Below are 25,149 nucleotides of genomic sequence, written 5' to 3'. Positions count from 1 at the left end.
CGCGGGGCGGGTCGGCACAATGGCCCTCATGGCTTCGACACCTCACGTACCGACGATCGCCCCGCCGACGGTCGGTTTCGACCTCGACATGACGCTCATCGACTCCCGGCCCGGCATCAAGGCCGCCTACCGGGCGCTGTCCGCCGAGACGGGTGTCCCCATCGACTGCGACCTCGTCGTCAGCCGGCTCGGACCGCCGGTCGAGGAGGAACTGGCCAACTGGTTCCCGGCCGCCGAGGTCGCCGCGACGGCCGACCGCTACCGCGAGATCTACCCGGAGTACGCGATCACCCCGTCCCCGGCTCTGGCCGGCGCGCGGGAGGCCGTCGCCGCGGTACGGGCGCTGGGCGGCCGGGCGATCGTCGTCACGGCCAAGCACGAGCCGAGCGCGAAGCTGCACCTCGCCCACCTCGGCATCGAGCCGGACACGGTCATCGGCCGGCTCTGGGCGGAGGGCAAGGCGCAGGCGCTGCTCGAGCACGGTGCGCGGATCTACGTCGGCGACCACACCGGAGACGTACGGGGCGCGCGGGCGGCGGACTGTCTGTCCGTCGCCGTCACGACGGGCCCGTGCGACGCGGACGAGCTGCGGGAGGCGGGCGCGGACGTCGTGCTGCCCGACCTCACCGGCTTCCCGGCCTGGCTGTCCGCGTGGGTGGCCTCCTCAGCTGCCCGACAGGTCTGACCTGCTCAGCCACACGCTCCGGACGACCCCCGCCCCGGCGATCAGGAAGCCCGCGCCCATCAGCATGGACACCGCGTAGGCGAGGGTCGGGAACGGGTCGGTCCCCAGGAACAGTGGGGCGACAGTGACCAGAGTGGCCACTGCGCCGATGAAGAAGACGATCGCGCCGACCTGTACGAGCCGGTCACCGGCGCCGGAAGGAGTAGTACTCACCCGACCAGGGTAGTTCCCAGCCCGGAGGAACCATCTGGCGACGTCTTGTCACCGGGCCCTGGGCCATTAGCCTTGGGCATGGCGGGTCATGGGGACCCGCTGTACTGCTATCCGGAGCCGTTACACGGCTCCCCCGCGCACCGACGAGTACGAGGACGAGGACAGACGTGCCCACGGGTAAGGTCAAATGGTTCAATTCGGAAAAGGGCTTCGGCTTTCTTTCGCGCGACGACGGCGGTGACGTCTTCGTCCACTCGTCGGTACTCCCTGCCGGCGTCGACGTACTCAAGCCCGGCCAACGGGTCGAGTTCGGTGTCGTCGCAGGTCAGCGCGGTGATCAGGCCCTCTCCGTAGCGATCCTCGACCCCACCCCGTCCGTGGCGGCCGCCCAGCGCCGCAAGCCGGACGAGCTGGCGTCGATCGTCCAGGACCTGACGACGCTGCTGGAGAACATCACGCCGTCGCTGGAGCGGGGCCGCTACCCCGACAAGGCCGCGGGGGCCCAGATCGCGGGTCTCCTCCGCGCGGTCGCCGACCAGCTCGACGTGTAGTCGGCCGGTACGTCTCAGAGAGGTCTCAGAGAGAGATCAGCGCGTCCCGGCCGAGCGGCGGCACCAAGCCCTCGGCCGCGGCGCGCGTCAGCAGTCCACGGATCGCCGCGTAGCCGTCCTCGCCGAGGTCCGCCGTGAACTCGTTGACGTACAGCCCGATGTGCTGGTCGGCCACGGCCGGGTCCATCTCCTGGGCGTGCTCCAGCACATAGGGCCGGGACCGCTCCGGGTCGTCCCAGGCCATCCGGACCGATGAACGGACCGAATCGGCCAACTTCCCGAGCATGTCCTGGCCCAGTGACCGCTTGGCGATGATCGCGCCGAGCGGGATCGGCAGCCCTGTGGTGGCCTCCCAGTGCTCGCCCATGTCGGCGAGGCTGTGGAGGCCGTAGTTCCGGTACGTGAAGCGGGCCTCGTGGATCACGAGCCCGGCGTCGACCCGGCCGTCGCGCACCGCGGGCATGATCTCGTCGAACGGCATGACGACGATCTCGCCGACCCCGCCCGGCACGACCTCCGCGGCCCAGAGCCGGAACAGCAGATACGCCGTGGAGCGCTCGCTCGGCACGGCGACCGTCCGGCCCGTCAGATCGGTGCCCGGTTCCTTCGTCAGGACCAGCGGCCCGCAGCCACGCCCGAGCGCACCGCCGCACGGCAGCAGCGCGTACTCGTCCAGGACCCACGGGAGGACGGCGTACGAGACCTTGAGCACGTCCAACTCGCCGCGCTCTGCCATGCCGTTGGTGACGTCGATGTCGGCGAACGTGACATCGAGGGCAGGCGCTCCCGGCACCCTGCCGTGCGCCCAGGCGTCGAAGACGAACGTGTCGTTCGGGCACGGTGAGAAGGCGATCCGCAGCTTCGCGCCGGCGGCCGTGGGCTCAGCGGGGGCGGCGGGGTCAGTCGAGATGTCGGTCATGCCGGGTCCAGCCTTCCAGTACGGGGGCGATCTTCCCGAACGCCTCGGTGAGCACGGACAGGGCCTCGCCGATGCGCCAGGCTGCCCGGTCGCGCGGCCCGACGGCGTTCGAGACGGCGCGCAGCTCCAGCACCGGCACGCCGAACCGCTCGGCGGCCTCGGCGACACCGAACCCCTCCATCGCCTCGGCGACGGCACTCGGATGCGCGGTGAGCAGCGCGGCGGCGCGTGCCGCGCTGCCGGTCACGGTGGAGACGGTGAGCACCTTGCCGGACACCGCGCCGGTGGCCGAGACCACCTCACGTACCAGCGAACGAGGCGGCAGATACCGGTCGCGGCCGAAACCGAGACCGGTGACCGGGACGAACCCCTCGGCGGTCTCCGCTCCCAGGTCCGCGGCGACGATGCCGCTCGCCACGACGAGCGAACCCACCGGGGCGGCGGGCGCGAAGCCGCCGCCGATACCGGCGGAGACGACCAGCCGGTACGGGACGGGGGCGGCGGCCAGCGCGAACGCGGCCGAGGCCGCGGCGGCGGCCGGACCCGCACCGCCTGCCAGGACGTCGAAGCCACCGGCCCGGTGGATCTCCGCACCCCTTACGAAGTGCGGCCGCGGCGGCCCGTCCCCGAACGCACGCGTGACCGCGTCCCTTTCGACGGGGACAGCGGTCACGACGAGTACGCGCACGGGGGAGTCCTGCAAGGTCAGTCGGTCTTCTTGAGCTGGAAGTGCCAGATGCCCGTGAGCTTCTTGCCCTTGGTCTCCACGATGCTGATCTGCGTCTTGCTCGTGGGCTCGCCGGTCTGGCTGGAGAAGAAGGCGCTGCCCGGGATGGACCGGTAGGTCTTCTTGTACGGCTCCTGCTCGGCCTGCTGGCCGTTGATGAAGAGCGTCCAGCCGTTCTCGGCGATCTCCGGGTCGACGCCGAAGCGGACCTTGTCGTCCATCGCGACCTCGACGGAGTGCTCCGCCTTCTTGTCGTTCAGGCAGCCCTGGATGAGGGACTCCTTGATGGGATCGCCGTCGTTGTAGCAGGCCGCCTCGGCGGCCACCGAGTCGCTGTTGACCGTCACGGTCGCGAGCGGCGTCGGCTTGTCGCAGGCGGACAGAACAAGGAGGCCCGCGGACACGGCACCGAGAGCGACGCCGATTCGACGGCTCTTACCTGAGAAGAACGCAACGGTCATGGGCCGAAGGCTATCGGTCGCCCGGGCTCACGCCACGCGGGGGTGCGGCGTGCCGCGCCGCGCGGCGCCCAGCAGCCCCCGTACGGCGGTCGCGGCGCCCAGGGAGAGAATGCCCGCGGCGACCGACATGCCGAGTACTCCGTTGAGGGGGAGGGCGATGCCGATACCGCCGCCGACCACCCACGACATCTGGAGCAGGGTCTCGGAGCGGGCGAACGCCGACGTACGGACCTCTTCGGGTACGTCCCGCTGGATCATGGCGTCCAGGGACAGTTTCGACAGGGCCTGGGTGAAGCCCGCGACCGCGCCGAGCGCGGCGACCATGACGGTCGAGAAGAAGACCGCGGTGAGCACGGCGACGCCGAGCGCGAGACCCAGCACGGTCGCGATGATCAGCTCGGGGCCGCGAGCCCTGAGCCAGGACCCCACCGCCGTACCGCAGGCGTTGCCGACACCGGCCGCCACGCCCACGATGCCGAGCGACACGGCGGCGCTCTGGCCGGACAGCGGGTGCTCGCGCAGCAGGAACGCCAGGAAGAAGATGAGGAAGCCGGACAGGGCCCGGTGGGCGGCGTTGGCCTGGAGACCGTGCAGCACGGACGGGCCGACGGACCGCAGCCCCGGTGGCCTGTCCTTGCCCCGCTTAGCGCCGTCGACCCTGCTGCTGCCGGACCTGCCGCCCTTCCTGGCGGGCCGGGGGAGGGGGGCTTCCTCCTCGTGCGGGACGATCAGGCGGGCCCTGCGCTCGCCCTTCGCGGAGTCGACCTTGTGGGGCAGTGTGAAGGCCAGGAACGTCCCGGCGAGGAAGATCGCGCAGGCCCCGTAGAGCGGCCACGCGGTGCCGACGTTCTGGAGCCCGATCCCGATGGGCGCCGCCACGCCGGTCGCCAGCAGCCCGGCCAGGGTGACCCGGGAATTCGCCTTCACCAGGGAGAAGCGGGGTGGCAGGAGCCGTGGCACGACGGCGCTGCGGATGACTCCGTACGCCTTGGAGCAGACCAGGACGCCCAGCGCCGCCGGATACAGCTCCAGGCCGCCCGTGGCGACCGCCCCCGACATCGTGATCGCGAGGACCGCCCGGGCGAGCATCGCGCCGGCCATCGCGGCCCGGCGGCCGTGCGGCAGCCGGTCGAGCAGCGGGCCGACGACCGGGGCGAGGAGCGTGAACGGCAGCATCGTGATGGCGAGATAGAGAGCGACGCGGCCGCGGGCCTCGTCCGTCGGTACGGAGAAGAACACCGTCGAGGCGAGCGCGACCGTGATCATGACGTCGCCCGCGCCGTTCACCGCGTGCAGCTCGATCAGCTTGCCGAGGCCCGATTCACCGGCGCCATGGGCGTGCGTCGCCTTGCGGATGCCCTTCGCGGCGCCCGTGAACGGGCGGTGCAGGGCGCGACCCATCGACCGGCCCGCCGTGCGAAGCGGGCCGGGACCGTCGTGCGACCTGGCGGCAGCCACTCCGTCATACTGCCCCAACCGTCGGTGCGATGAACCATGATCGGCCCGGCGGGGCGCCGACTCCGTCCCGTCGGGTCAGTGGCCCCGGACGCGGCCGCGCTGCTGGACGCGCGTATGGGCGTGGGCGGCGAGATGGATCGTGAGGCAATTCCGCGGGCGGAAAACGGCCCCGGAACCGGTCTGGCCCGGGACACGCCGGGGGCCGATACACCGGACACCGCACCGGATACGGCCTTGTTTGGGACACGCAGGTGGGCGGAGAGCGGCGGAGAGGGTAGCGTGCGTAACGCGCCACCGGCGGTTGTTCTTGGCCGCGCGCCTCTCGGCGATCCCGCAGAATGGGTGACAGAAGGCGCGCCCGAGGCAGGCACAACAGGTGTGGACGTCGACGCGGCCCCCAGGTCCGCTCCGCCCACAGCTGTCATGGCCGAAATCGGCAATCGTCTAGCAGCTGGCGCGCTCGAGACGGCGTATGGAGAGAAGCGAGACCTGTGAGTGCTGCGACGACGCGAAGCCGTACTGCCCGTACCCCCGCGCCCGACCGCCTGTGCGCCGAGGCGGTAGACCTCGCCCGTGCGGCGGCTGAAGAGGCTGCCGCGCCCGGGGTGGTCGGTGAACATGTGTCCCTGGTCTCCGAGGGAGACCGGGTCGTCACGCATTATTTCGAGTGCAAGGAACCCGGGTACCGGGGCTGGCGCTGGGCGGTGACGGTTGCCAGGGCCTCCCGCGCCAAGAACATCACCCTCGACGAGACGGTGCTCCTGCCCGGTCCCGACGCGCTCCTCGCCCCCGAGTGGGTGCCGTGGAGCGAGCGGCTCCGGCCCGGGGACATGGGGCCGGGGGACCTGCTGCCCACGGAGGCGGAGGATCTCCGCCTGGAGCCCGGTTACACGGGCGAGGACGAGCCGCCGCCGAACTCCGTGGAGTCCGAGGAGGCAGAGCTCTCCGAGGATCTGGCGGACCTCGTCGACACGGAGGACGCGGAGCTGACGACGCTGCCGCGTGCCACGAGCCGCGGCTCGATCGGTGCGGTCGCGGATGAGCTGGGTATGCGGCGTGCGCGGGTGCTGTCCCGGTACGGGCTGCATGTGGCGGCCGACCGGTGGGAAGAGGCGTTCGGCCCGAAGACCCCGATGGCTCAGGCGGCGCCCGCGGCGTGTGACACGTGTGCGTTCCTGGTCCCGCTGGCGGGCTCGCTGAAGCAGGCGTTCGGGGTGTGCGCCAACGAGTTCGCTCCGGCGGACGGGCGTGTGGTGTCGCTGTCGTACGGGTGCGGTGGGCACTCGGAGGCGGCGGTCATGCCGAAGCCGCCGAAGCCGGCGCCGCACGCGATGGACACGTTGCAGGTGGACGAGTACGCGTTGCGGCCGGCGCGGGACAGCGGTTCGGTGCCGATGGACGGGGACGCGGCGCCGGAGGACCTGGGCCACTCGTAGCCCCGGCGGACCGGCGGGTCGGACACGGGGCCCGGCCCCTGGGCCGCGTGGTGTCCTGACGCGCCGGACGGGCTGGGGATTACCCGGTCTTGTCAGGTGCCGGTCCGGTGTGGTCGCCGCCCTGTCCTCAATCGCCGGACGGGCTCTGTGGGCGGCCGGGTTTGATGCGGGGGTGCTCGGTGTGGTCACCGGTCCGTCCTCAATCGCCGGACGGGCTCTGTGGTGCGGGGCTGGTCGTGTTCGGGTGCCGTGCGATGTGGGTGCCGTTCTGTCCTCAATCGCCGGACGGGCTCTGTGGGCGGCCGGGTTTGATGCGGGGGTGCTCGGTGTGGTCACCGGTCCGTCCTCAATCGCCGGACGGGCTCTGTGGTGCGGGGCTGGTCGTGTTCGGGTGCCGTGCGATGTGGGTGCCGTTCTGTCCTCAATCGCCGGACGGGCTCTGTGGTGCGGGCCGGACTGGTGGGCGGACGGGCTTGGTTTCGGCCGGTGTTCCTCTTTTTCCGCTGTATGACTTCGGACGCCGTGCAAGCCGTGCCATCCCGGCCGGGCGGACAGATCCAGCCCGTCCGGCGATCGAGGACACAGGCGGGGGCGGCGCCCCGCGGGGCCGGCCGGTGGGCGGACCCAGCCCGTCCGGCGATCGAGGACATCCGGTCAGGTGGGTAGGACATCCGGTCACCCCGGTACGCGCTCCGCGTCGTCCGTGGCGGGGTCGCGGTACCTTCGGGCGCACACTGGCGTCATGGGTACACCGGGTACCCGCAGGGACAAGAGCGGAGTCAGAGCGTGGGCATGAATGCGACCGAGGGCGCCGATCCGTTCGGAACGGCCCGGCTGCGGCGCGGGGTGCTCGATGCCTGGGGCGCCGGTCCCGCCCGGTTCCGTGAGGACGCCAACGCCGAGGAGGACCTCGCGCTCGGCGGCTACCGCGACCGCCTCGTCGTCGAACTGGCCCAGAACGCCGCGGACGCCGCCGCCCGCGCGGGCGTACCCGGCAGGCTCCGCCTCACCTTCCACCCGGCAACCCACGACGCCGACGACACGCCCGCCGTCCTCGCCGCCGCCAACACCGGCGCCCCGCTCGACGCGACCGGAGTCGAGTCGCTGAGCACCCTGCGCGCCTCCGCGAAGCGGGAAGGGCACGAGTCCGCCGTCGGCCGGTTCGGCGTCGGGTTCGCCGCCGTCCTCGCCGTCAGCGACGAGCCCGCCGTCATCGGCCGCCACGGCGGCGTCCGCTGGTCCCTCCCCGAGGCGCGCGAACTCGCCCGGCAGGCCACCGTCGGCAGCCCCGGCCTCGGGGACGAGCTCCGCCGCCGCGACGGCCACGTACCGCTGCTCCGGCTCCCGCTGCCCGCCGAGGGCACCGCACCGGACGGGTACGACACCGTCGTCGTCCTCCCGCTGCGCGACGGCGGCGCCGAGGACCTCGTCGGCCGGCTCATCGCCGCCGTCGACGACGCCCTGCTCCTCACGTTGCCCGGGCTCGAAGAGATCGTCATCGAAACGCCGGAAGGCGTACGGACGTTGCGCCGCTCCCGGCACGGCGCGTACACCCACGTCGACGATTCCGCGCGCGGCCTCAACCGCTGGCGCACCGTCACCGCCCACGGTCCCGTCGAGCCCGGCCTGCTCGCCGACCGGCCCGTCGAGGAACGGCTGCGCCCGCACTGGTCGGTCACCTGGGCCGTCCCCGTGGACGCGGAAGGCGCGCCGCAGCCCCCGCGTACCGCCGCCGTCGTCCACGCCCCGACGCCCACCGACGAACCGCTCGGCGTGCCCGCCCTGCTCATCGCCTCGCTGCCGCTCGACACGGCCCGTCGCCACCCCGCCCCCGGCCCCCTCACCGACTTCCTGGTGCAGCGCGCGGCCGACGCGTACGCGGAACTGCTCGCCGAGTGGCAGCCGGTTTCGGTCGCCACGATCGCCCTCGTCCCCGGGCCGCTCGGCAAGGGGGAGCTGGACGGCGCGCTGCGCGGCGCGATCCTGGAACGGCTGCCCCGTATCGCTTTCCTGGCGCCCGCCGCACCCCACGACCCGTCCGTCGAACCCGACCAGTGGGACAGCTGGGAGACGCCCGGCGACGGCGGCCCCGGCCGGAACACCACCGCGCTGCGGCCCGTGGAGGCCGAGGTCGTGGAGGGGGTCGGCGCGGGGACCGTGCAGGTCCTCGCCGAGGTGCTGCCCTGCCTGCTGCCCGCAGGGCTTGAGCGCCGCACCGAACTGCGCAGCCTCGGCGTCGCCCGGGTCCCGCTCACCGAGGCCATCGACCGCCTCGCCGGACTCGAAAGGGAGCCGGAGTGGTGGCGGCGCCTCTACGACAGCCTGGCCGGCACCGACCCCGACCGGCTCTCCGGGCTGCCCGTCCCGCTCGCCGGGGACCCCGAGGCGCCGGACGGGGAGAAGCCCCGCACGACGATCGGCCCCCGCCAGGTGCTGCTGCCGCTTCCGGACGCCCTCACCGGACCTGTCCTGGCCCGGCTGGCACGCCTGGGCCTGAAGGTCGCCCACCCGGACGCCGCCCACCCGCTCCTGGAGAAGCTCGGCGCCCTGCCCGCGACTCCGCGCGCCGTCCTGACGACCCCGCAGGTGCGGGCCGCCGTCGCCGGTTCGCTGGACGCGGGCGAGGTGTGGGACGAGGACGCGCTGGACGGCGACGAACTCGCCGAGACCGTCCTCACGCTCGTACGCGACGCGGAACTCGCACCAGGCGACGAACCCTGGCTGGGAGCGCTCGCCCTTCCCGACGAGGACGGTGAACCCGCTCCCGCCGGTGAACTCGTCCTGCCCGCAAGCCCGTTCGCCCAGATCATGCGCGAGGGCGAACTCGCTCGGTGCGATCAGGAACTGGCCGACCGGTGGGGCGAGCAACCACTCACCGCCTGCGGGGTGCTGGCCACCTTCGCTCTCGTACGGACCACCGACGTGGTCCTCGACCCGGACGAACTGGAGCCCCGGGACGGCGACTTCGCCGAACCGGACGACGCCGGACTCCTCGACGCCGTCGACGTGTGGTGCGAGGACGTGCTCGACCAGCTGCCGGACACCCCCGTGCCGCCGGTCGCCACGGAACTCGTCGCCGTGCGCGACCTGGACCTCGTCGACGACGACGCCTGGCCGCAGGCCCTCGCGATGCTCGCCGAGCCCCCCCTGCGCGACGCGCTGACCCAGCCGGTGCGGGTGCTGCTTCCGGACGGCACCACCCAGTCGGTGCGCCCGTACACCGCCTGGTGGCTGCGCGACCACCCGGTGCTCGACGGCCGGCGCCCCGCAGGCCTGCGGGCGGCCGGCGGCGATCCGCGGCTGGCCGGGCTGTACGACTCCGTCGACGCGACCGGTTTCGACGACGCCCAGGTCCTGCGCGCGCTCGGGGTACGGACCTCCGTGGCCGCCCTCCTCGACGAGCCCGGCGGCGCGGCCGAGCTGCTGGACCGGATGGCGGACGAGGACCGGCCGGTCGGCCCCGTACAACTGCACGCCCTGTACACGGCCCTCGCCGAACTCGACCCCGACCAGGTCACGTTGCCGGAGGAGCTGAGGGCCGTCGTCGACGACGAGGTACGGGTCGTCGACGCGGCGGACGCGGTGATCGCGGATGCCCCCGACGTGCTGCCGCTCACCACGGGGCTGCCCCTGCTTCCCGTGGCCCCGGCGCGCGCCGCCGAACTCGCGGAGCTGCTCCAGGTGCGGCGGCTCGGTGAGACGGTCGAGGCCGAGGTGACGAGTGAGGGTGAGGAGCACGACGTACCGGACGCGGTGCGCATCCTGCTCGGGCCCGGTACCCCGGACACGTACATCGAGCACGAGGAACTGCGCGCGGGCGGCGTCGAGCTGGACTGGCGCCGCGCCCCCGACGGGGTGGTGCACGCCGCCACGCTGGAGGGTGTCGCGGCCGGGCTGGCCTGGGCGGCGGGGCAGTGGCCGCGCCGCTTCGAGGTGGCGGCGCTGCTGGAGGACCCTTCGCGTACGGAGGAGCTGGCGCGGGACCGCTGGTTCGACTGAGGCGTGTGATCTTCACGCCAAGTACATCAGTTGTACAACCTTTCGGTGCGGTGATCCGTCTGGTCTATCGAGTCAGCAGACTCTTAGACCACACGGACCCCGCAGGGTGAGCCATATACCGCGGGGGCCCTTTCTCCACTGGGGAACACATGCGTATTCGTGCCACCGTTGCCGCTGTCTCCGGCGCCTTGGCTCTGTCGGCCCTCGTCGTTCCGGCCGCGCAGGCCGACGACGGCCGTTCGTGGTCCAACGACCACAACTTCTCTTCCTCGAAGCCGAGCGGCGCCGAGCGTTTCGCCGGTTCGACCGCGGCCGCCGCTGAGGAGCTCCCGGTCTTCACCAAGGCTGTCGCGAACGGCGGCAAGCCGTTCGTCGCGGGTACGAAGTCGGCGCAGACGTACAGCGTGGCCATCACGGCGTCCCACCCCTCCGGTGTGTCCGGCATCTGGGGTTACGTCTGGACCGGTGACACCATTGATGACCCGAACGGCTTCGGCATCAACCAGAACGAGGAGACCTCCTCCTGCACGAAGGTCAGCGCCACCACCTCGACGTGCACGATGACCGTCACCTTCGACCCGGCCGAGCTGTACAACTCGGACGCGGGCACCTGGAAGGTGGGCGGCGCCGTGCTTTCCAATGACGGGCAGGTCGGCGAGCAGGAGCAGATCGGCAAGACCTACCTCCAGCGCTTCTCGAAGCTCACCGTCAACGCCGGCCCGGAGCCCGTGCTCAAGGGCAAGGCCCTCACGGTCACCGGCAAGCTGACGCGCGCCAACTGGAACACCGGCACGTACATGGGCTACACCAACCAGCCCGTGAAGCTGCAGTTCCGCAAGGCGGGCACCTCCACCTACACGACGGTCAAGACCGTCACGTCCAGCTCCACCGGCTCGCTGAAGACCACGGTCACGGCGGCGGCGGACGGCTACTGGCGCTACTCGTTCGCGGGCACGTCCACCACCCCGGCCGTCTCGGCCACCGGTGACGGCGTCGACGTGCGCTGACCAGCACCAAGCAGCACTAAGCGGGAAAGCGGCGGCTGACCATTCGCCAGGCGAATTCCAGGGCAGCCGCCGCCACCGCCGCGATCCCCACCGCCATCCAGGGCATGGGCGCGCCCACCAGTTTCAGGGCGAAGAAGTCCTGGAGCCACGGCACGACCAGCACCACCAGGAACGACAGCCCCATCGCGGCGACGAGACAGAGCCGCCACACGGTGTACGGGCGGGCGATGATCGCCAGGACCCACAGCGAGACGAGGAACAGCGTGAGTGTCGCCGCACTCGTCTCGGCGCTCAGGGCGCCCGTCCCCGCGTAGTAGTGCCGCGCCACCAGGTACGTGGTGAAGGTGGCCGCCGCCGCGATGGCGCCGGACGGGATCGCGTACCGCATGACCCGGCGTACGAAGTTCGGCTGGGCCCGCTCCTTGTTCGGGGCCAGGGCCAGGAAGAACGCGGGCACGCCGATGGTGAGCGTCGACAGCAGCGTCAGGTGTCTCGGCAGGAACGGGTACTCCACCTGGGAGCAGACGACCAGGACCGCCAGCAGCACCGAGTAGACCGTCTTCGTCAGGAACAGCGTGGCGACCCGGGTGATGTTGCCGATCACCCGCCGGCCCTCGGCCACGACGGACGGCAGGGTCGCGAAGCTGTTGTTCAGCAGCACGATCTGTGCCACGGCGCGGGTCGCCTCCGAGCCCGATCCCATCGAGACGCCGATGTCCGCGTCCTTGAGCGCGAGCACGTCGTTGACGCCGTCCCCCGTCATCGCGACCGTGTGACCGCGCGACTGGAGGGCGGCGACCATCTCCCGCTTCTGCTGCGGGGTGACCCGTCCGAAGACGGTGTTCTGCTCCATGGCCGTCGCCATGGCGTCGGGGTCGGTGGGCAGCCGCCGGGCGTCCAGGGTGTGTTCGGCGCCCGGCAGACCGAGCTTGTGGGCGACCGCGCCGACCGAGACGGCGTTGTCGCCGGAGATGACCTTGACGGCGACGTTCTGCTCGGCGAAGTACGCGAGGGTGTCCCGGGCCTCCGGCCGCAGCCGCTGCTCCAGTACGACGAGTGCGAACGGTTCAGCCCCCTCGGCGATGTCCGGGGCGTCGGGGTCGCCGTCCGCGCGGGCGAGGAGCAGCACCCGCAGCCCCTGTTCGTTGAGGTGCCCGATCTCGGTGAGCGTCGGGTCCTCGCCGTCCAGCAGCACGTCGGGGGCGCCCAGCAGCCAGGTCACGCTCCGCCCGCCGCCCTCGTCGAACGTGGCGCCGCTGTACTTGCGGGCCGAGGAGAACGGCAGCGTTCCGGTGCACTGCCACCCGCCGTCCTCCGGGTAGGCGTCGATGATCGCCTGGAGGCTGGCGTTGGGCCGGGGGTCACAGGCGCCGAGCGCACCCAGCACCCGGTGTACGTACGTCTCGTCGGATCCGTTGAGCGGCCGGGTCTCCGTGACGTCCATGCCGCCCTCGGTGAGCGTGCCGGTCTTGTCCAGGCACACCACGTCGACGCGGGCCAGGCCCTCGATGGCGGGGAGTTCCTGGACGAGGCACTGCTTGCGGCCCAGGCGTACGACCCCGATCGCGAAGGCGACGGAGGTGAGCAGGACCAGGCCCTCGGGGATCATCGGCACGATGCCGCCGACGGTGCGGGCCACCGAGTCCTTGAAGTCGTTCTCCTTGACGACGAGCTGGCTGATGATCAGGCCGATCGAGGTCGGCACCATCATCCAGGTGACGTACTTGAGGATCGTGGAGATGCCGCTGCGCAGCTCGGAGCGGACGAGGGTGAAGCGGGACGCCTCCTCGGCGAGCTGGGCGGCGTACGCCTCGCGGCCGACCTTCGTCGCGGTGAACGCGCCGCCGCCCGCGACGACGAAGCTCCCGGACATGACCAGGTCGCCGGGCTGCTTGAGAACGGGGTCGGCCTCGCCGGTGAGCAGCGACTCGTCGACCTCCAGGCTGTCGGCCTCGGCGACGGTGCCGTCCACGACGACCTTGTCGCCCGGACCCAGCTCGATGACGTCACCCAGGACGATCGAGGAGGTGGGGAGCTCGGCGGCGGTCCCGTCGCGCCGCACGGTGGGTTTCGCCTCACCGATGACCGCGAGACCGTCGAGGGTCTTCTTGGCGCGCCACTCCTGGACGATCCCGATGCCGGTGTTGGCGATGATCACGAAGCCGAAGAGGCTGTCCTGGATCGGCGCGACGAACAGCATGATCACCCAGAGCACACCGATGATCAGGTTGAAGCGGGTGAAGACGTTCGCGCGGACGATCTCGCCGACCGAGCGTGAGGAGCGCACCGGTACGTCGTTGACCTCGCCCCGCGCGATGCGTTCGGCGACCTCGGCCGTCGTCAGGCCCTCCGCCCGCCGGGCCGGGGCAGGTGGCCGCACCGGGTGTACGGGGTCGAGTTCGGAGCCGGCATCGATCCGCTGCGTCATGGTTCCGACCGTAAGGGCGGAACGCCGCATTCACCCGCCGGAGGTGTCCTCGGTCACAGCGGAACGCTTGAGGGCTGCCTCGCGGCCCCGTACGTACCAGATGCCGATCAGCCCGAGGCCCGCACCGGCCAAGGGGGTCCACGCCCACCAGGTGTGTCCGTGGTCGTCGAACCAGCCGTAGAAGGGCAGCTGCGCGAGGAAGAGGACGAACCAGAGGATCGTGCCGCCCGTGATGGTGGCGACGACGGGGCCCTCCAGGGGCTCGGGCGCCTCGTGCTTCGGTGTCCACTTCTCCATGGCCTCAGTGTATGGGGCCCACGCACATGCGCTGCCGGGCCTGTCGGCACAAGGGTCTACGCGCGGAGATAGCGATCTTCGACTTATATATTCATACTGAATCGGCTTAGGGCTGTCTCGAATTGTTCGTCTAAATGTCCAAAAGCGACCATCCTTCCTCTTCTCTCCACTTCCCTCCTCTACGTGCGACTGAGGTCATACATGTCCCCCTCGGCCATCGCTCAGGTCGATTCCGAGCAGCCGCCTGTTCCGCAGCCGCAGCCGCAGCCGCACGGCGGCCTGGACCGGTTCTTCAAGATCTCCGAGCGGGGGTCGTCGGTCGCCCGCGAGGTCCGTGGCGGGTTCGCCACCTTCTTCGCGATGGCGTACATCATCGTGCTGAACCCGATCATCCTCGGCAGCGCGAAGGACATGTACGGGAACCAGCTCGACAACGGTCAGCTGGTCACCGCCACCGTGCTGACCGCCGCGTTCTCCACGCTCCTGATGGGCGTCATCGGCAACGTGCCGATCGCGCTCGCCGCCGGTCTCGGCGTGAACACCGTCGTCGCCCTCCAGCTCGCCCCCCGGATGAGCTGGCCGGACGCCATGGGCATGGTCGTCCTCGCGGGCATCGTCGTGATGCTGCTGGTCGCGACCGGACTGCGGGAACGCGTGATGAACGCGGTGCCGAAGTCGCTCCGCAAGGGCATCGCGATCGGTATCGGCCTCTTCATCATGCTGATCGGTCTGGTCGACTCGGGCTTCGTCTCCCGTATCCCGGACCTCGCCCACACCACGGTCCCGCTCCAGCTCGGCAGCGACGGCCACCTCAACGGCTGGCCGGTCCTGGTCTTCGTGCTCGGTTCGCTGCTGACCCTCGCGCTCATCGTGCGCAAGGTGCCGGGCGCGATCCTGATCTCCATCGTCGCCATGACGGTCGTCGCGCTGGTCATCGACGCGATCGCGGACCTGCCGGGCCAGGCGTGGGGGCTCACCGTCCCCGAGTGGCCGGGCAACCCGGTCGCCTCGCCCGACTTCGGGCTGCTCGGCCAGGTCAGCCTGTTCGGCGGCTTCGGGAAGGTCGGCTACCTCACCGGTGCCCTGTTCGTCTTCACCGTGCTGCTGTCCTGTTTCTTCGACGCGATGGGCACCATCCTCGGTGTCGGCGACGAGGCGAAGCTGATGGACAAGGACGGTCACTTCCCCGGCATCAACAAGGTGCTCTTCGTCGACGGCATCGCCGTCGCGGCGGGCGGCGCGAGCTCCTCCTCGGCGTCCACCTGCTTCGTGGAGTCCACGGCGGGCGTCGGTGAGGGAGCCCGCACCGGGCTGTCGAGCGTCGTGACCGGTCTGCTGTTCTCGGTGGCGCTGTTCCTGACGCCGCTGGCGACCATGGTCCCGTCGCAGGCGGCGACGCCCGCGCTGCTCGCGGTCGGATTCATGATCCTCGCGGGCTCCGTACGGGACATCGACTGGAGCGACTACACGCTCGCCGTCCCGGCGTTCCTCGCGATGATGATGATGCCGTTCACGTACTCGATCACCAACGGCATCGGTGTCGGCTTCATCGCCTTCTGCGTGCTGCGGCTGGCCGCCGGCCGTGGCCGCGAGGTCCCGGTGGCGATGTACGCGGTGTCGGCCGTCTTCGTCTTCTACTACGCGATGCCGGCGCTCGGACTCACGTGACCGGCACGCTCCTGCTCCACCCCTACGGGGCGGATCTCCGCTACGTGACCCGGTCTGCCGGGTCCGCGTGGCAGGGGTCCGCCCCGTAGAACTTCTCCGTCTCGTCGACGGCCGCCTCGAAGCGTTCGTCGAAATCGTCGCGGACGAGCGTCTGGACCACGTAGTCCTGGACGCTCATTCCCCGTCTGGCGGCGTGCTGTCGGAGCCGGTCGAGCAGCTCACCGTCCATCCGCAGGCTGAGCACTGTCGATCCCATGGGAAGCAGGGTTGCGTTCCCGAGGTGCCGCGCATGTCGCTTTCCGAATTCGACTCACTCGTTCGGGTGGTCGTTTCTTGTTTGCGTACGGCCAAAGGGCGGGCGCGGGGGCGGCTCGGGGCGGGCCCGAGGCCGGCCCGAGGCCGGCCGGCGAACGGGCCGGGGGCGCCCGTGCGCAACCCGGTGGTCTTTAGCGTAGGTAATGAGTTAAGCTAACGAACATGCCTGACCTGATCCACGACGGCGACAGTGCCGCCGCCGTGAGTTCCCTCCGCTCCGCCGTGATGCTGCTGAGCCGACGTCTGAAGCACCAACGCGTCGACGAGTCGCTGAGCCCCACCGAAATGTCGGTGCTCGGCACCCTCGCCCGCTGCGGTTCCGCCACCCCCGGTGAGCTGGCCCGCAAGGAGCACGTACAGCCTCCGTCGATGACCCGGATCGTCGCGCTGCTGGAGGCCAAGGGACTGGTCCGGCTGGAACCGCACCCCGACGACCGTCGGCAGAAGAGGGTCAGCCAGACCGAGCAGGCGGAAGCCATGCTCGAAGAGAGCCGCGCCAAGCGGAACGTCTGGCTCACCCACCTCGTCGAGGGCCTGGACGAGGACGAGTGGGCGAAGCTGCGGGCCGCCGCGCCCGTGCTGGAGAAGCTCGCACACCTGTGACCCACGGGCGCCACCGGATCACCGCCGGAGCGCCCGCTGTCACGTCCGCGTCAGAACGAACGCCGTACAAGCCCGAGGAGGCGAACCCTTTTGAGTACGGGATCCGGAGCAGACTCCGCCCCCGCACCGACTTCCACCCACGAGAGCAAGACCGGCGGGACCTTCTCGTCGCTGAAGATCCGTAACTACCGCCTGTTCGCCACGGGCGCCGCGATCTCCAACACCGGTACCTGGATGTCCCGCATCACGCAGGACTGGCTCGTCCTGAGCCTCACCGGGTCCGCCACCGCCGTCGGTATCACGACGGCGCTGCAGTTCCTCCCGATGCTCCTCTTCGGGCTGTACGGCGGCGTCCTCGCCGACCGCCTCCCGAAGAAGCAGATCCTGCTCGTCAGCCAGGCCATGCTCGGCCTGTGCGGTATCGCCCTGGCCGTCCTCACCCTCTCCGGGGCCGTCGAGGTCTGGCACGTCTACCTGATCGCCTTCCTGCTCGGCATGGTCACCGTGGTCGACAACCCGGCCCGCCAGTCGTTCGTCTCCGAGATGGTCGGCCCCTCGCAGCTGCGCAACGCGGTCAGCCTGAACTCCGCGAACTTCCAGTCCGCCCGGCTGATCGGCCCCGCTGTCGCGGGTGTCCTGATCACGACGGTCGGCAGCGGCTGGGCCTTCATGTTCAACGGACTCTCCTTCATCGCCCCGCTCGTCTGCCTGCTGATGATGCGGGCGAGCGAGATGCACGCCTCCGTGACGGTGCCCCGCGCCAAGGGCCAGCTGCGGGAGGGCCTGCGCTACGTCTCGGGCCGCCCGGAGCTGATCTGGCCGATCGTCCTGGTCGGCTTCGTCGGCACGTTCGGCTTCAACTTCCCGATCTGGCTGACGGCCTTCGCGGACGAGATCTTCCACGGCGGCGCCGGGATGTACTCGTTCTTCAACATCCTGATGGCGCTCGGCTCCCTCGCCGGAGCCCTCCTCGCCGCGCGCCGCCGCTCCACACGGCTGCGGATGCTGGTCGTCGCGGGCAGCGCGTTCGGCCTCCTGCTGATCACCGCGTCGATGTCGCCGTCCGTCTGGATGTTCTCGCTGCTGCTCGTCCCGATCGGAATGCTCGGCCTGACGACGAACATCACCGCGAACACGAGCGTCCAGATGGCCGCCGACCCGGAGATGCGCGGCCGGGTGATGAGCCTCTACATGATGGTGTTCGCCGGGGGTACGCCGGTGGGCGCCCCGATCGTCGGCTGGATCAGCGACGCCTACGGCGTGCGTACCGGCATGGCGGCCGGCGGCGCGTTCTCGCTGCTCGCCGCCCTGGGTGTGGGCTTCGCCCTGGCCCGCGTCGGCGGCCTGCGCCTGAAGGTGGACCTGCGCCCTGGCCACCCGCACGTGCGGTTCGTCCCGCGCAGGCAGCTCGCTACGGCGGCCTGATCGCGGCGTCCCGGCCACGGCGTCCCGGCCACGTGAAACCGCCCCCTCCCGCACGCACCACCGTGGGAGGGGGCGGTTTTCGCGTGAGCGGAGACGTGACCCGCCGCGGCTTCCTGCCAGACTCCGCGCATGAGACTGTTCGCCGCCGTCCTGCCGCCCGCCGAGGCCGTCGAGGAGCTGTACCGGGCCGTCGCCCCCGTCCGGGCCCTCCCCGGCGCCGTCGACCTCCGCTGGACCGCCCGGGAGAGCTGGCACTACACGCTCGCCTTCCTCGGCGAGGTGGACGAGGAACTGCTGCCCGAGCTGGAGCGGCGGATGGAGCGCGCCGCCCACCGCACCGACCCCTTCCCGCTGCGCGTCCACGGGGCCGGACGGTTCGACGGGCGGGCGCTCTGGGCCGGGGCCGCGGGCGGGCTCGACACCCTGCGGCTGCTCGCCGAACGCGCCGACGCCGCCGCCCGCAGGTCCGGGGTGCCCATGGAGGAGCACCGCCGCTACACCGCGCACCTGACGCTCGCCCGCAGCCGGGTCCCGGTCGACCTGACCCCGTACACCGCCGCGCTCGGCGGCTTCGAGGGCCTGCACTGGGAGGCCGGCGAGCTGAGCCTCGTACGGAGCCGGCTCCCCGTGGACGGGGTGCCGGGGGAGCAGCCGCGCTACGAGGTCGTACGGGCCTGGCCACTGGGCCGCTGAGCGGTGCGGTTACGCTCGATGGGTGGACCCCAAGACCAGAAACCGCATCATGGCCGCCGTGCTCGTGCTCATGTTCGTCGTCGTCGCCGTGGCGGCCGCCGTCGGAGCATGACGACGACGGCCGCACCGGCTGCCGGCCGCGCCGGCTGAACCGACTACCAGGCGAAGTTCTCCGGGGACGGCCCCGGGCCCGGGAAGATCTCTTCCAGCGACGTCAGCACCTCGTCCGGAAGCTCCAGCTCGATCGCGCGCAGAGCCGAGTCGAGCTGCTCCTGCGTGCGCGGACCGGTGATCGGCCCGGTGACCCCCGGCCGGGTCAGCAGCCAGGCCAGACCCACCTCGCCGGGCTCCAGACCGTGCTTGTCGAGCAGGTCCTCGTACGCCTGGATCTGTGCCCGCACCTTCGGGTCGGCCAGCGCCTCGCCGGAACGGCCCGAGGTGGACCGGGCACCGCCGCCCTCGCGCTCCTTGCGGAGCGCCCCGCCGAGCAGTCCGCCGTGCAGCGGCGACCACGGGATGACACCGAGGCCGTACGCCTGCGAGGCCGGAATGACCTCCATCTCGGCGTCGCGCTGCATCAGGTTGTAGATGCACTGCTCGCTGACCAGACCGTACGAACCGAGCCTCCTGGCCGTCTCGTTCGCCTGGGCGATGCCCCACCCGGGGAAGTTGGACGAGCCCGCGTAGAGGATCTTGCCCTGCTGGATCAGTACGTCGATGGCCTGCCAGATCTCCTCGACCGGGGTCTGCCGGTCGATGTGGTGGAACTGGTACAGGTCGATGTGGTCCGTCTGGAGCCGCTTGAGGCTCGCCTCGACGGACCGGCGGATGTTGAGCGCGGAGAGCTTGTCGTGGTTCGGCCAGGCATCACCGTCGGCGGCCATGTTGCCGTACACCTTGGTGGCGAGGACGACCTTGTCGCGACGGTCACCGCCCTCGGCGAACCAGGTGCCGAGGATCTCCTCGGTGCGCCCCTTGTTCTCGCCCCACCCGTAGACGTTCGCGGTGTCGAAGAAATTGACTCCCGCCTCCAGGGCGGAGTCCATGATCGCGTGGCTGTCGGACTCGTTGGTCTGCGGTCCGAAGTTCATCGTCCCGAGGACGAGTCGGCTGACCTTGAGTCCCGTGCGTCCGAGCTGCGTGTACTTCATGACGCCCAAGCCAACGCCTTCGAGCGCGCTCGAAGCAAGGGGGCGGTCCTCCGCCCCGGTCCTTGCCGGCATCGGCACCAGGAACGGTGGACGGGACACCGCGCCATGACGGACACCGTGAAGGGCCGCGCCGAGCTCAGCGCTCAGCCGCGCGCCGCGAAGCGGTCCAGCGCCGACAGCACCGCCCGGGTGGTCGCGGGACCGCCCAGGTGGCCCGCGTCGTCGATGACCGTCAGCTCGGCGTCCGGCCAGGCCCTGGACAGCTCCCAGGCCGTGACCAGCGGGCCGCCCAGATCGAAGCGGCCGTGGATCAGGACACCGGGGATGCCGGCCAGCCGGCCCGCGTCGCGGATCAGCTGTCCCTCCTCCAGCCAGGCGGCGTGGGCGAAGTAGTGGGCACAGATCCGCACGAACGCCTCCTGCGCCCGGTCCGGGCGCCCGCTGTACGGGGAGGGGCCCACGTACGTCTCCTGGGAGAGCACCGCGTCCTCCCAGGCGCACCAGTCCGCCGTCGCCCGTGCCCGTACGGCAGGGTCGGGGCTCTCCATCCGGCGGGCGTACGCGGCGACGAGGTCGCCGGGGCCCTCCGCCTCCGGTACGCCCGCCCGGAACAGGTCCCAGCCCTCCGGGAAGATCGCACCCACACCCCGGTACAGCCAGTCGATCTCGCTGCGCCGGGTCGTGGTCACCGCCGGGATCACGATCTCCGAGACGCGCTCCGGGTACTGCTCGGCGTACGCCAGGATCAGCGTGGAGCCCCAGGAACCCCCGTACAGCAGCCACCTGTCGATCCCGAGGCGGGTGCGCAGGCGCTCCATGTCGGCGATCAGCCGGCCGGTGGTGTTGTGCCGCATGTCGGCGCCCGGGTCGCTCGCGTGCGGGGTGGAACGCCCGCAGTTGCGCTGGTCGAAGAGGACGACCCGGTAGCGCTCCGGGTCGAAGAGCTGCCGGGCCCGGGTGCCGCACCCCGAACCCGGGCCGCCGTGGACGACGAGAGCGGGCTTCCCCGCGGGGTTGCCGCAGACCTCCCAGTACACGAGGTTGCCGTCGCCGACGTCGAGCATTCCGTGGTCGTACGGCTCGACGGGCGGGTACTTCTCGTGCTTCCGGTGCTTCATGATCAGTGGCCCTTGCATTCGGTCAGGTCCGGCAGGCCGGGCGGGTTCTCGCGGCCGGTGAGCGGGGAGAGGTTCTTCCTGTAGAGGTTCTCCCAGACCTCGCTGCCCAGGATGTCCCTCAGCGAGGCGCACACCTCGCCACTTCTGGTCCGGCTCATACTTCGCCGGGTCCTGCGGCGGCGCACCGTTGACCGTCGTCAAGCAGTACATCGAACAGCAGCAGCGACCCGCCTGATCCTCGCCCTGGAGCCGCAGGGAAGTCCGCCGCCGCGCGGCTCCGGGGCGAGGATGGCCTTCACCCCCGGGGCGGAGCACTGGCCAAGGGCAAAGGTAGACGCTCACCCAAACCGAGGGACGTCACGACGACTTGCGATTCGGCAACGACCCGAACGGCCGTGTCGTTCCACGGAGTTCAGCGGAGTCCGGCTGGGTTCCTCGTGGTTCCGCGTGGCTCCGCGTGGCTCCGCGGTGGATTCCGCCTGGCCGCCAGGATCTCCGCGTCAGGAGGCGGAGCCGCCGTTGCTCTTCAGCAACTGACCGTTGATCCACTGCCCTTGTGGGGAGCACAGGAACGCCACCAGGTGGGCGGTGTCCTGAGGGGTGCCCAGGCGGCCGAGCGGTGTCGCGGCGCGGCAGGCATCCCCGATCTCCTCCGACATCCATCCGGTGTCCACCGGGCCGGGGTTGATGACGTTCGCGGTGACCCCCAGATGGGCGAGCTCGTGTGCGGCGGCCTGAGTGATCCGGTCCAGTGCGCCCTTGCTCGCCCCGTAGGGAAGATTGCCGACGGTGTGGTCACTGGTGAGGGCGACGATACGGCCGGTCCCGGCGGCGGCACGGAAGCGGAGCCCGTACTCGCGGATCAGCAGCCAGGTGGCGCGGGCGTTGACCGCGAAGTGCCGGTCGAAGCTCTCGACGGTGGTGTCCAGCAGCCCGGAGTCGACGGATTCGGCGTGACAGAGCACGAGAGCCGTGACGGGGCCGAGGCGGCGTTCCGCCTCGTCGAAGATCCTGGACGGGGCGTCGGGGTCCGAGAGGTCCGCCTCGATGGAGGTGGACCGTGCCCCGGAGGCGCCGAGTGCGGCGGATACGGCTTCCGGGGCGCCCTCCTCGGCGCCCCACGTCATGCGCTTGTCGTACGGCGTCCAGTAGGTGAAGGCGACGTCCCAGCCCGAGGCGGCCAGCCGCCGGGCGATCCCGGCCCCGATGCCGACGGTGCGGCCCACGCCGGTGATCAGAGCGACAGGGCGAGGATGTTCGGTGGTGTCCACGGCAAGCGATCATCCGGGAGGGTCCGGGGCACGGCAACCTCTTTCCGGTGACCCGGCGTAGCCTGGACGCCGTGAACGCGACCCCGCACGTACTGGCCGTACTCGACGACGTACTCGCCTCCCTCACCCCGGGCGACCGAGGCTCCCTGTGGCGACTGTCCGAGCAGGGGCGCGAGTTGGACGCCAATTTGGTGCACCTTCCGGCCGGTGCGGAGGTGGGCGAGCACCAGGAGAACACCCTGGACGTCCTCCTGGTCGTCCTCGCGGGCTCAGGCCGTCTGACGACGGGACCGGACGCCGCCCTCGACCTCACCCCGAGTGCGGTGACCTGGCTGCCGCGTACGTCCCGCCGTGCCCTGGCGGCGGGGCCGGAGGGGTTGTCGTACCTGACGGTGCACCGGCGCCGGCCGGGTATGTCGATCGCGGCTCCGGCTCCGGTCACGACCGAGGGCGGGGAGGCTCCCTGTCTGCTGGACCGGGTCTGCCCGGGGTGCGGCCGGGTGGCGGAGGGAACGGCGCCGAAGTTCTGCGCCGAGTGCGGGGAGCGGTTGGCGGGGCGCTGAGGAGCGGGCCCCGTTGCGCTGTCCGCTGTCCGCTGTCCGCTGTCCGCCGTCCGCCGTCCGCCGTCCGCCGTCCGCCGTCCGCCGTCCGGTGTCTTCTGTCTGCCGTCAGAAGCGGAAGACGGTCCCGGTCGCGGAGTCCAGCGCGCAGGCGTTGGGGTAGGTCTTGCTCCAGTGCACGGGGCGGCCCCGGTAGGTGCCGTCAGCCCATGCGGTGACCGGGTCGAACTCCCTCGTGCACCCGTGGGAATCGCCGGGCAGCGCGTCGAGTTCCCCGCCCGCCTCGACCAGCTCGGCGCAGGCCGCCGCGGAGTCGGAGTGACGGTCGGTATCGGCGGCGGGGCAGGTGAGCACGACGGCGCGTGCCCAGGTCCTCCCGGACCCGGTGACGGAGAGAGTCATGTCGAACTCCTCGACGGCGAACTGTGTGCCGGAGGAGGGTGCGGACGTGGAGGCGGGGAAGGGGGCGGCGGCGTGGGACGTACCGGCCAGGCCGATGCCGAGGAGAACGGCCGCGACAGCGGCGGTGGTCTTGTTCATGGTCGGCTAACGACTTGGCCGTGAACACGTCACTCCGTCGCGACGGCCGCGAATCCGACGAAGGACGCCCAGGCGTCGGGGGAGAGTGCGAGGGAGGGGACGGCGAGGTCCTTGGAGTCGCGGACGTGGACGGTGTGGGGGCAGGCGGCAACCTCGACGCAGTCGCCGCCCTGGTTGCCGCTGTAGCTCGACTTGGACCAGGCGAGGGCCACCTCGATGCAGTTGCCGCTGTTCTCGCCGCTGTAGCTGCTCTTGAACCAGTAGAGATCTGTGGTCATTCAGCTGCCATCTTTTCGATTTGCTCGGTGGACTCTTCGGGGCTCAAGGCCTGTGCCCGCAGAGTGCCATACTTGCCGAAAAGATTGCCTAGAGCGGGCTGCTCGCTGACCAAAAAACTGTGGTCCTGCACTTCGAGGTAAGCGAGTTGCCGTCGCTCCTTGGATTCCAGCAGGACGAACGAACCGCTGAGCCCTGAGTGGTTTTCCCTGCCCTGCGGCATCACCTGCACCTGCACGTGCCTCAACTGGGCGACGTCCAGGATGCGGCGTAGCTGTTCCTTGTGTGTCCGGCGCCCCCCGATCGGCCGGGCAAGGGCGCTCAGTTCCAGTACGAAGCTGATGGCTGCCGGGTTCTTGCGGGTCAGCAAACTCTGGCGAGCCAGCCGAGCCTGGACCCTGCCCTCGATCACCTCATCGTCGACGGGCGGATAGCCGCCACTGAGGACGGTACGGGCGTAGGTCTCCGTCTGAAGCAGACCAGGCACCACATGGGTCTCGTACTCGTGCCGGGCGGATGCGGTGACCTCCTCCTCCGCGAACGGGCCGAACCAGGACGCCAAGTGACTGTAGGTGAGTTTCCCGCCCGCTGCGATCAGTGCACCTTGTGCACCGAGCACCTCATCCGCCAGCGCGATGAAGTTCCCCCTGGGGGGCCGCTGCCCCCGCTCTACCATCGCCACCTGCGACTTGGAGAAGCCGAGCTTCAGGCCCAGCGCCTCCTGGGAAAGTCCTGTCTGTTCGCGGAAGAACCGGAGCAAGGCGCCGAACATCTCGGCGCTGTTGCTTCCCTGGCCGGTGGAGTGCACAGCTCCCTCCTCACGTGCACGGCAGTGCACAGACTCTTCGTGGCCCTGGTCACGGTAAGTGTTTGCCGCAACGCTGTGCGCATGGAACAGCGAAGTTCACTTGATCCGGTACCGGCCTGGGTGCCCGCCTCCGGGCACGCCCTGCGCCACGCGGGAATCCACTTCGACGCGGTACGGGCGATCGGGCTGCTCGGCGAGCAAATCGCGTACGAGATCATGCAGTTCACCGACTTCCAGGCCGGACCGATCGTCCGCTCCGGGATCGGCGCGCGCAGCATATTCTTCCTGCTGCCGCCGCAGACCGTGGCGGCCTACCGCTGGCCTCCGGGCACGGAGGCGCTGGCCAGGGACCGGCGGGGCGCGGCGTTCGTCGGGGTGCCCGCGTTGTACGGGGCGACCTGGCCGCTGGACTGGCGTTCCCGGCCTACGGCGGAGGTGCCGTTCGTAGACCCGGCGCTGCTGCACGAACTGACGCTGGGGGTCCTGGCCCAGAGCAAGTGAGGAGCGGATGGAGCGGTGCACGCTACGGAGATTCCGCAA

Annotated in this window: 26 protein-coding genes and 1 pseudogene; 12 read left to right on the top strand and 15 right to left on the bottom strand. The window is 70.9% G+C overall.

Annotated features, from left to right (window positions below):
• Nucleotides 1-19 precede the first annotated feature (19 nt).
• Nucleotides 20-685, top strand: coding sequence for an HAD family hydrolase (locus F0344_RS15105; protein WP_374940092.1), 666 nt, complete (start codon nucleotides 20-22; stop codon nucleotides 683-685).
• Here the strand turns inward: F0344_RS15105 and F0344_RS15100 are convergent.
• Nucleotides 665-898, bottom strand: coding sequence for a hypothetical protein (locus F0344_RS15100; RefSeq protein WP_185299286.1), 234 nt, complete (start codon nucleotides 896-898; stop codon nucleotides 665-667). The two genes, F0344_RS15105 and F0344_RS15100, sit on opposite strands and share 21 nt — an antisense overlap.
• Nucleotides 899-1,065: 167 nt before the next feature.
• Between F0344_RS15100 and F0344_RS36520 the strand changes: the two genes are divergently transcribed.
• The gene (locus tag F0344_RS36520; protein ID WP_185299285.1) at nucleotides 1,066-1,449 is read left to right on the top strand and encodes a cold-shock protein; all 384 of its coding nucleotides are present in this window, start codon (nucleotides 1,066-1,068) and stop codon (nucleotides 1,447-1,449) included.
• Nucleotides 1,450-1,474: 25 nt separating this feature from the next.
• Here the strand turns inward: F0344_RS36520 and F0344_RS15090 are convergent, their stop codons facing one another.
• Genes F0344_RS15090 through F0344_RS15075 form a run of 4 tightly spaced genes read right to left on the bottom strand, consistent with a single transcriptional unit; the run spans nucleotide 1,475 to nucleotide 5,014 of the window.
• A complete protein-coding gene (locus tag F0344_RS15090) occupies nucleotides 1,475-2,368 on the bottom strand; it encodes a 1,4-dihydroxy-6-naphthoate synthase (protein ID WP_185299284.1) in 894 nt (297 codons plus the stop codon).
• Nucleotides 2,349-3,056: a futalosine hydrolase gene (locus F0344_RS15085; RefSeq protein WP_185299283.1), complete on the bottom strand. Its 708-nt coding sequence runs from the start codon at nucleotides 3,054-3,056 to the stop codon at nucleotides 2,349-2,351. The genes F0344_RS15090 and F0344_RS15085 overlap by 20 nt, the downstream gene beginning before the upstream one ends.
• Nucleotides 3,057-3,073: 17 nt before the next feature.
• Nucleotides 3,074-3,556, bottom strand: a complete 483-nt coding sequence (locus tag F0344_RS15080; protein ID WP_185299282.1) for a DUF2771 domain-containing protein — start codon at nucleotides 3,554-3,556, stop codon at nucleotides 3,074-3,076.
• Nucleotides 3,557-3,583: 27 nt separating this feature from the next.
• Nucleotides 3,584-5,014 carry an MFS transporter gene (locus F0344_RS15075; RefSeq protein WP_185299281.1) on the bottom strand — a complete coding sequence of 477 codons (1,431 nt, stop codon included), beginning with the start codon at nucleotides 5,012-5,014 and terminating at the stop codon, nucleotides 3,584-3,586.
• A gap of 491 nt (nucleotides 5,015-5,505) precedes the next feature.
• Here F0344_RS15075 and F0344_RS15070 point away from each other — a divergent pair, with 491 nt between their 5' ends.
• From F0344_RS15070 to F0344_RS15060, 3 genes are all read left to right on the top strand, one after another.
• Nucleotides 5,506-6,450 carry a DUF3027 domain-containing protein gene (locus F0344_RS15070; RefSeq protein ID WP_185299280.1) on the top strand — a complete coding sequence of 315 codons (945 nt, stop codon included), beginning with the start codon at nucleotides 5,506-5,508 and terminating at the stop codon, nucleotides 6,448-6,450.
• A gap of 792 nt (nucleotides 6,451-7,242) precedes the next feature.
• The gene (locus F0344_RS15065; RefSeq protein WP_185299279.1) at nucleotides 7,243-10,449 is read left to right on the top strand and encodes a sacsin N-terminal ATP-binding-like domain-containing protein; all 3,207 of its coding nucleotides are present in this window, start codon (nucleotides 7,243-7,245) and stop codon (nucleotides 10,447-10,449) included.
• A 149-nt stretch (nucleotides 10,450-10,598) separates the two neighbouring features.
• Nucleotides 10,599-11,456 (top strand): DUF5707 domain-containing protein, encoded by an 858-nt coding sequence (locus F0344_RS15060; protein ID WP_185299278.1) that lies wholly within the window; start codon nucleotides 10,599-10,601, stop codon nucleotides 11,454-11,456.
• Nucleotides 11,457-11,472: 16 nt separating this feature from the next.
• Here F0344_RS15060 and F0344_RS15055 read toward each other — a convergent pair whose 3' ends face one another.
• On the bottom strand, nucleotides 11,473-13,884 hold the full coding sequence (locus tag F0344_RS15055; RefSeq protein WP_185299277.1) for a cation-translocating P-type ATPase: 2,412 nt from the start codon (nucleotides 13,882-13,884) through the stop codon (nucleotides 11,473-11,475).
• A 30-nt stretch (nucleotides 13,885-13,914) separates the two neighbouring features.
• The gene (locus F0344_RS15050; RefSeq protein WP_185299276.1) at nucleotides 13,915-14,181 is read right to left on the bottom strand and encodes a DUF2530 domain-containing protein; all 267 of its coding nucleotides are present in this window, start codon (nucleotides 14,179-14,181) and stop codon (nucleotides 13,915-13,917) included.
• 201 nt (nucleotides 14,182-14,382) lie between these two features.
• On the opposite strand from F0344_RS15050, the gene F0344_RS15045 reads away from it, so the two are divergent.
• On the top strand, nucleotides 14,383-15,849 hold the full coding sequence (locus F0344_RS15045; protein WP_185299275.1) for an NCS2 family permease: 1,467 nt from the start codon (nucleotides 14,383-14,385) through the stop codon (nucleotides 15,847-15,849).
• 40 nt (nucleotides 15,850-15,889) lie between these two features.
• Here the strand turns inward: F0344_RS15045 and F0344_RS15040 are convergent, their stop codons facing one another.
• Nucleotides 15,890-16,105 carry a hypothetical protein gene (locus F0344_RS15040; RefSeq protein WP_185299274.1) on the bottom strand — a complete coding sequence of 72 codons (216 nt, stop codon included), beginning with the start codon at nucleotides 16,103-16,105 and terminating at the stop codon, nucleotides 15,890-15,892.
• A gap of 221 nt (nucleotides 16,106-16,326) precedes the next feature.
• On the opposite strand from F0344_RS15040, the gene F0344_RS15035 reads away from it, so the two are divergent.
• From F0344_RS15035 to thpR, 3 genes are all read left to right on the top strand, one after another.
• Complete coding sequence (locus F0344_RS15035; protein WP_185299273.1) at nucleotides 16,327-16,767, top strand: MarR family winged helix-turn-helix transcriptional regulator; 441 nt, start codon at nucleotides 16,327-16,329, stop codon at nucleotides 16,765-16,767.
• A gap of 90 nt (nucleotides 16,768-16,857) precedes the next feature.
• On the top strand, nucleotides 16,858-18,192 hold the full coding sequence (locus tag F0344_RS15030; RefSeq protein ID WP_185299272.1) for an MFS transporter: 1,335 nt from the start codon (nucleotides 16,858-16,860) through the stop codon (nucleotides 18,190-18,192).
• Between the two features lie 129 nt (nucleotides 18,193-18,321).
• Nucleotides 18,322-18,885 (top strand): RNA 2',3'-cyclic phosphodiesterase, encoded by a 564-nt coding sequence (gene thpR / locus F0344_RS15025; protein WP_185299271.1) that lies wholly within the window; start codon nucleotides 18,322-18,324, stop codon nucleotides 18,883-18,885.
• 155 nt (nucleotides 18,886-19,040) lie between these two features.
• On the opposite strand, the gene F0344_RS15020 is transcribed toward thpR, so the two are convergent.
• From F0344_RS15020 to F0344_RS15010, 3 genes are all read right to left on the bottom strand, one after another.
• The gene (locus tag F0344_RS15020) at nucleotides 19,041-20,036 is read right to left on the bottom strand and encodes an aldo/keto reductase (protein ID WP_185299270.1); all 996 of its coding nucleotides are present in this window, start codon (nucleotides 20,034-20,036) and stop codon (nucleotides 19,041-19,043) included.
• A 143-nt stretch (nucleotides 20,037-20,179) separates the two neighbouring features.
• Nucleotides 20,180-21,154, bottom strand: coding sequence for a prolyl aminopeptidase (gene pip / locus F0344_RS15015; RefSeq protein WP_185299269.1), 975 nt, complete (start codon nucleotides 21,152-21,154; stop codon nucleotides 20,180-20,182).
• A gap of 2 nt (nucleotides 21,155-21,156) precedes the next feature.
• The gene (locus tag F0344_RS15010; protein WP_185299268.1) at nucleotides 21,157-21,312 is read right to left on the bottom strand and encodes a hypothetical protein; all 156 of its coding nucleotides are present in this window, start codon (nucleotides 21,310-21,312) and stop codon (nucleotides 21,157-21,159) included.
• Between F0344_RS15010 and F0344_RS15005 the strand changes: the two are divergent.
• A pseudogene (locus tag F0344_RS15005) lies at nucleotides 21,300-21,389 on the top strand (transposase); the annotation flags it as partial. The gene F0344_RS15010 and the pseudogene F0344_RS15005 sit on opposite strands and share 13 nt — an antisense overlap.
• Nucleotides 21,390-21,654: 265 nt before the next feature.
• Here the strand turns inward: F0344_RS15005 and F0344_RS15000 are convergent.
• Nucleotides 21,655-22,425, bottom strand: coding sequence for an SDR family oxidoreductase (locus tag F0344_RS15000; protein WP_185299267.1), 771 nt, complete (start codon nucleotides 22,423-22,425; stop codon nucleotides 21,655-21,657).
• A 71-nt stretch (nucleotides 22,426-22,496) separates the two neighbouring features.
• Between F0344_RS15000 and F0344_RS14995 the strand changes: the two genes are divergently transcribed.
• The gene (locus F0344_RS14995; RefSeq protein WP_185302699.1) at nucleotides 22,497-22,988 is read left to right on the top strand and encodes a cupin domain-containing protein; all 492 of its coding nucleotides are present in this window, start codon (nucleotides 22,497-22,499) and stop codon (nucleotides 22,986-22,988) included.
• Nucleotides 22,989-23,093: 105 nt separating this feature from the next.
• On the opposite strand, the gene F0344_RS14990 is transcribed toward F0344_RS14995, so the two are convergent.
• The 3 genes from F0344_RS14990 to F0344_RS14980 are packed head-to-tail and all read right to left on the bottom strand — an operon-like array spanning nucleotide 23,094 to nucleotide 24,573.
• A complete protein-coding gene (locus tag F0344_RS14990) occupies nucleotides 23,094-23,525 on the bottom strand; it encodes an SSI family serine proteinase inhibitor (RefSeq protein ID WP_185299266.1) in 432 nt (143 codons plus the stop codon).
• Nucleotides 23,526-23,554: 29 nt separating this feature from the next.
• Nucleotides 23,555-23,803 (bottom strand): DUF397 domain-containing protein, encoded by a 249-nt coding sequence (locus F0344_RS14985; RefSeq protein WP_185299265.1) that lies wholly within the window; start codon nucleotides 23,801-23,803, stop codon nucleotides 23,555-23,557.
• A complete protein-coding gene (locus F0344_RS14980) occupies nucleotides 23,800-24,573 on the bottom strand; it encodes a helix-turn-helix domain-containing protein (RefSeq protein ID WP_185302698.1) in 774 nt (257 codons plus the stop codon). Before F0344_RS14980 ends, F0344_RS14985 begins: the two co-directional genes overlap by 4 nt.
• 117 nt (nucleotides 24,574-24,690) lie before the next feature.
• Here F0344_RS14980 and F0344_RS14975 point away from each other — a divergent pair, with 117 nt between their 5' ends.
• Nucleotides 24,691-25,110 (top strand): hypothetical protein, encoded by a 420-nt coding sequence (locus F0344_RS14975; RefSeq protein ID WP_185299264.1) that lies wholly within the window; start codon nucleotides 24,691-24,693, stop codon nucleotides 25,108-25,110.
• Nucleotides 25,111-25,149 lie beyond the last annotated feature (39 nt).

The sequence above is a fragment of the Streptomyces finlayi genome (assembly GCF_014216315.1).
GTDB lineage: Bacteria > Actinomycetota > Actinomycetes > Streptomycetales > Streptomycetaceae > Streptomyces > Streptomyces finlayi_A.
This window is presented reverse-complemented; position numbering and strand designations above follow the sequence as displayed.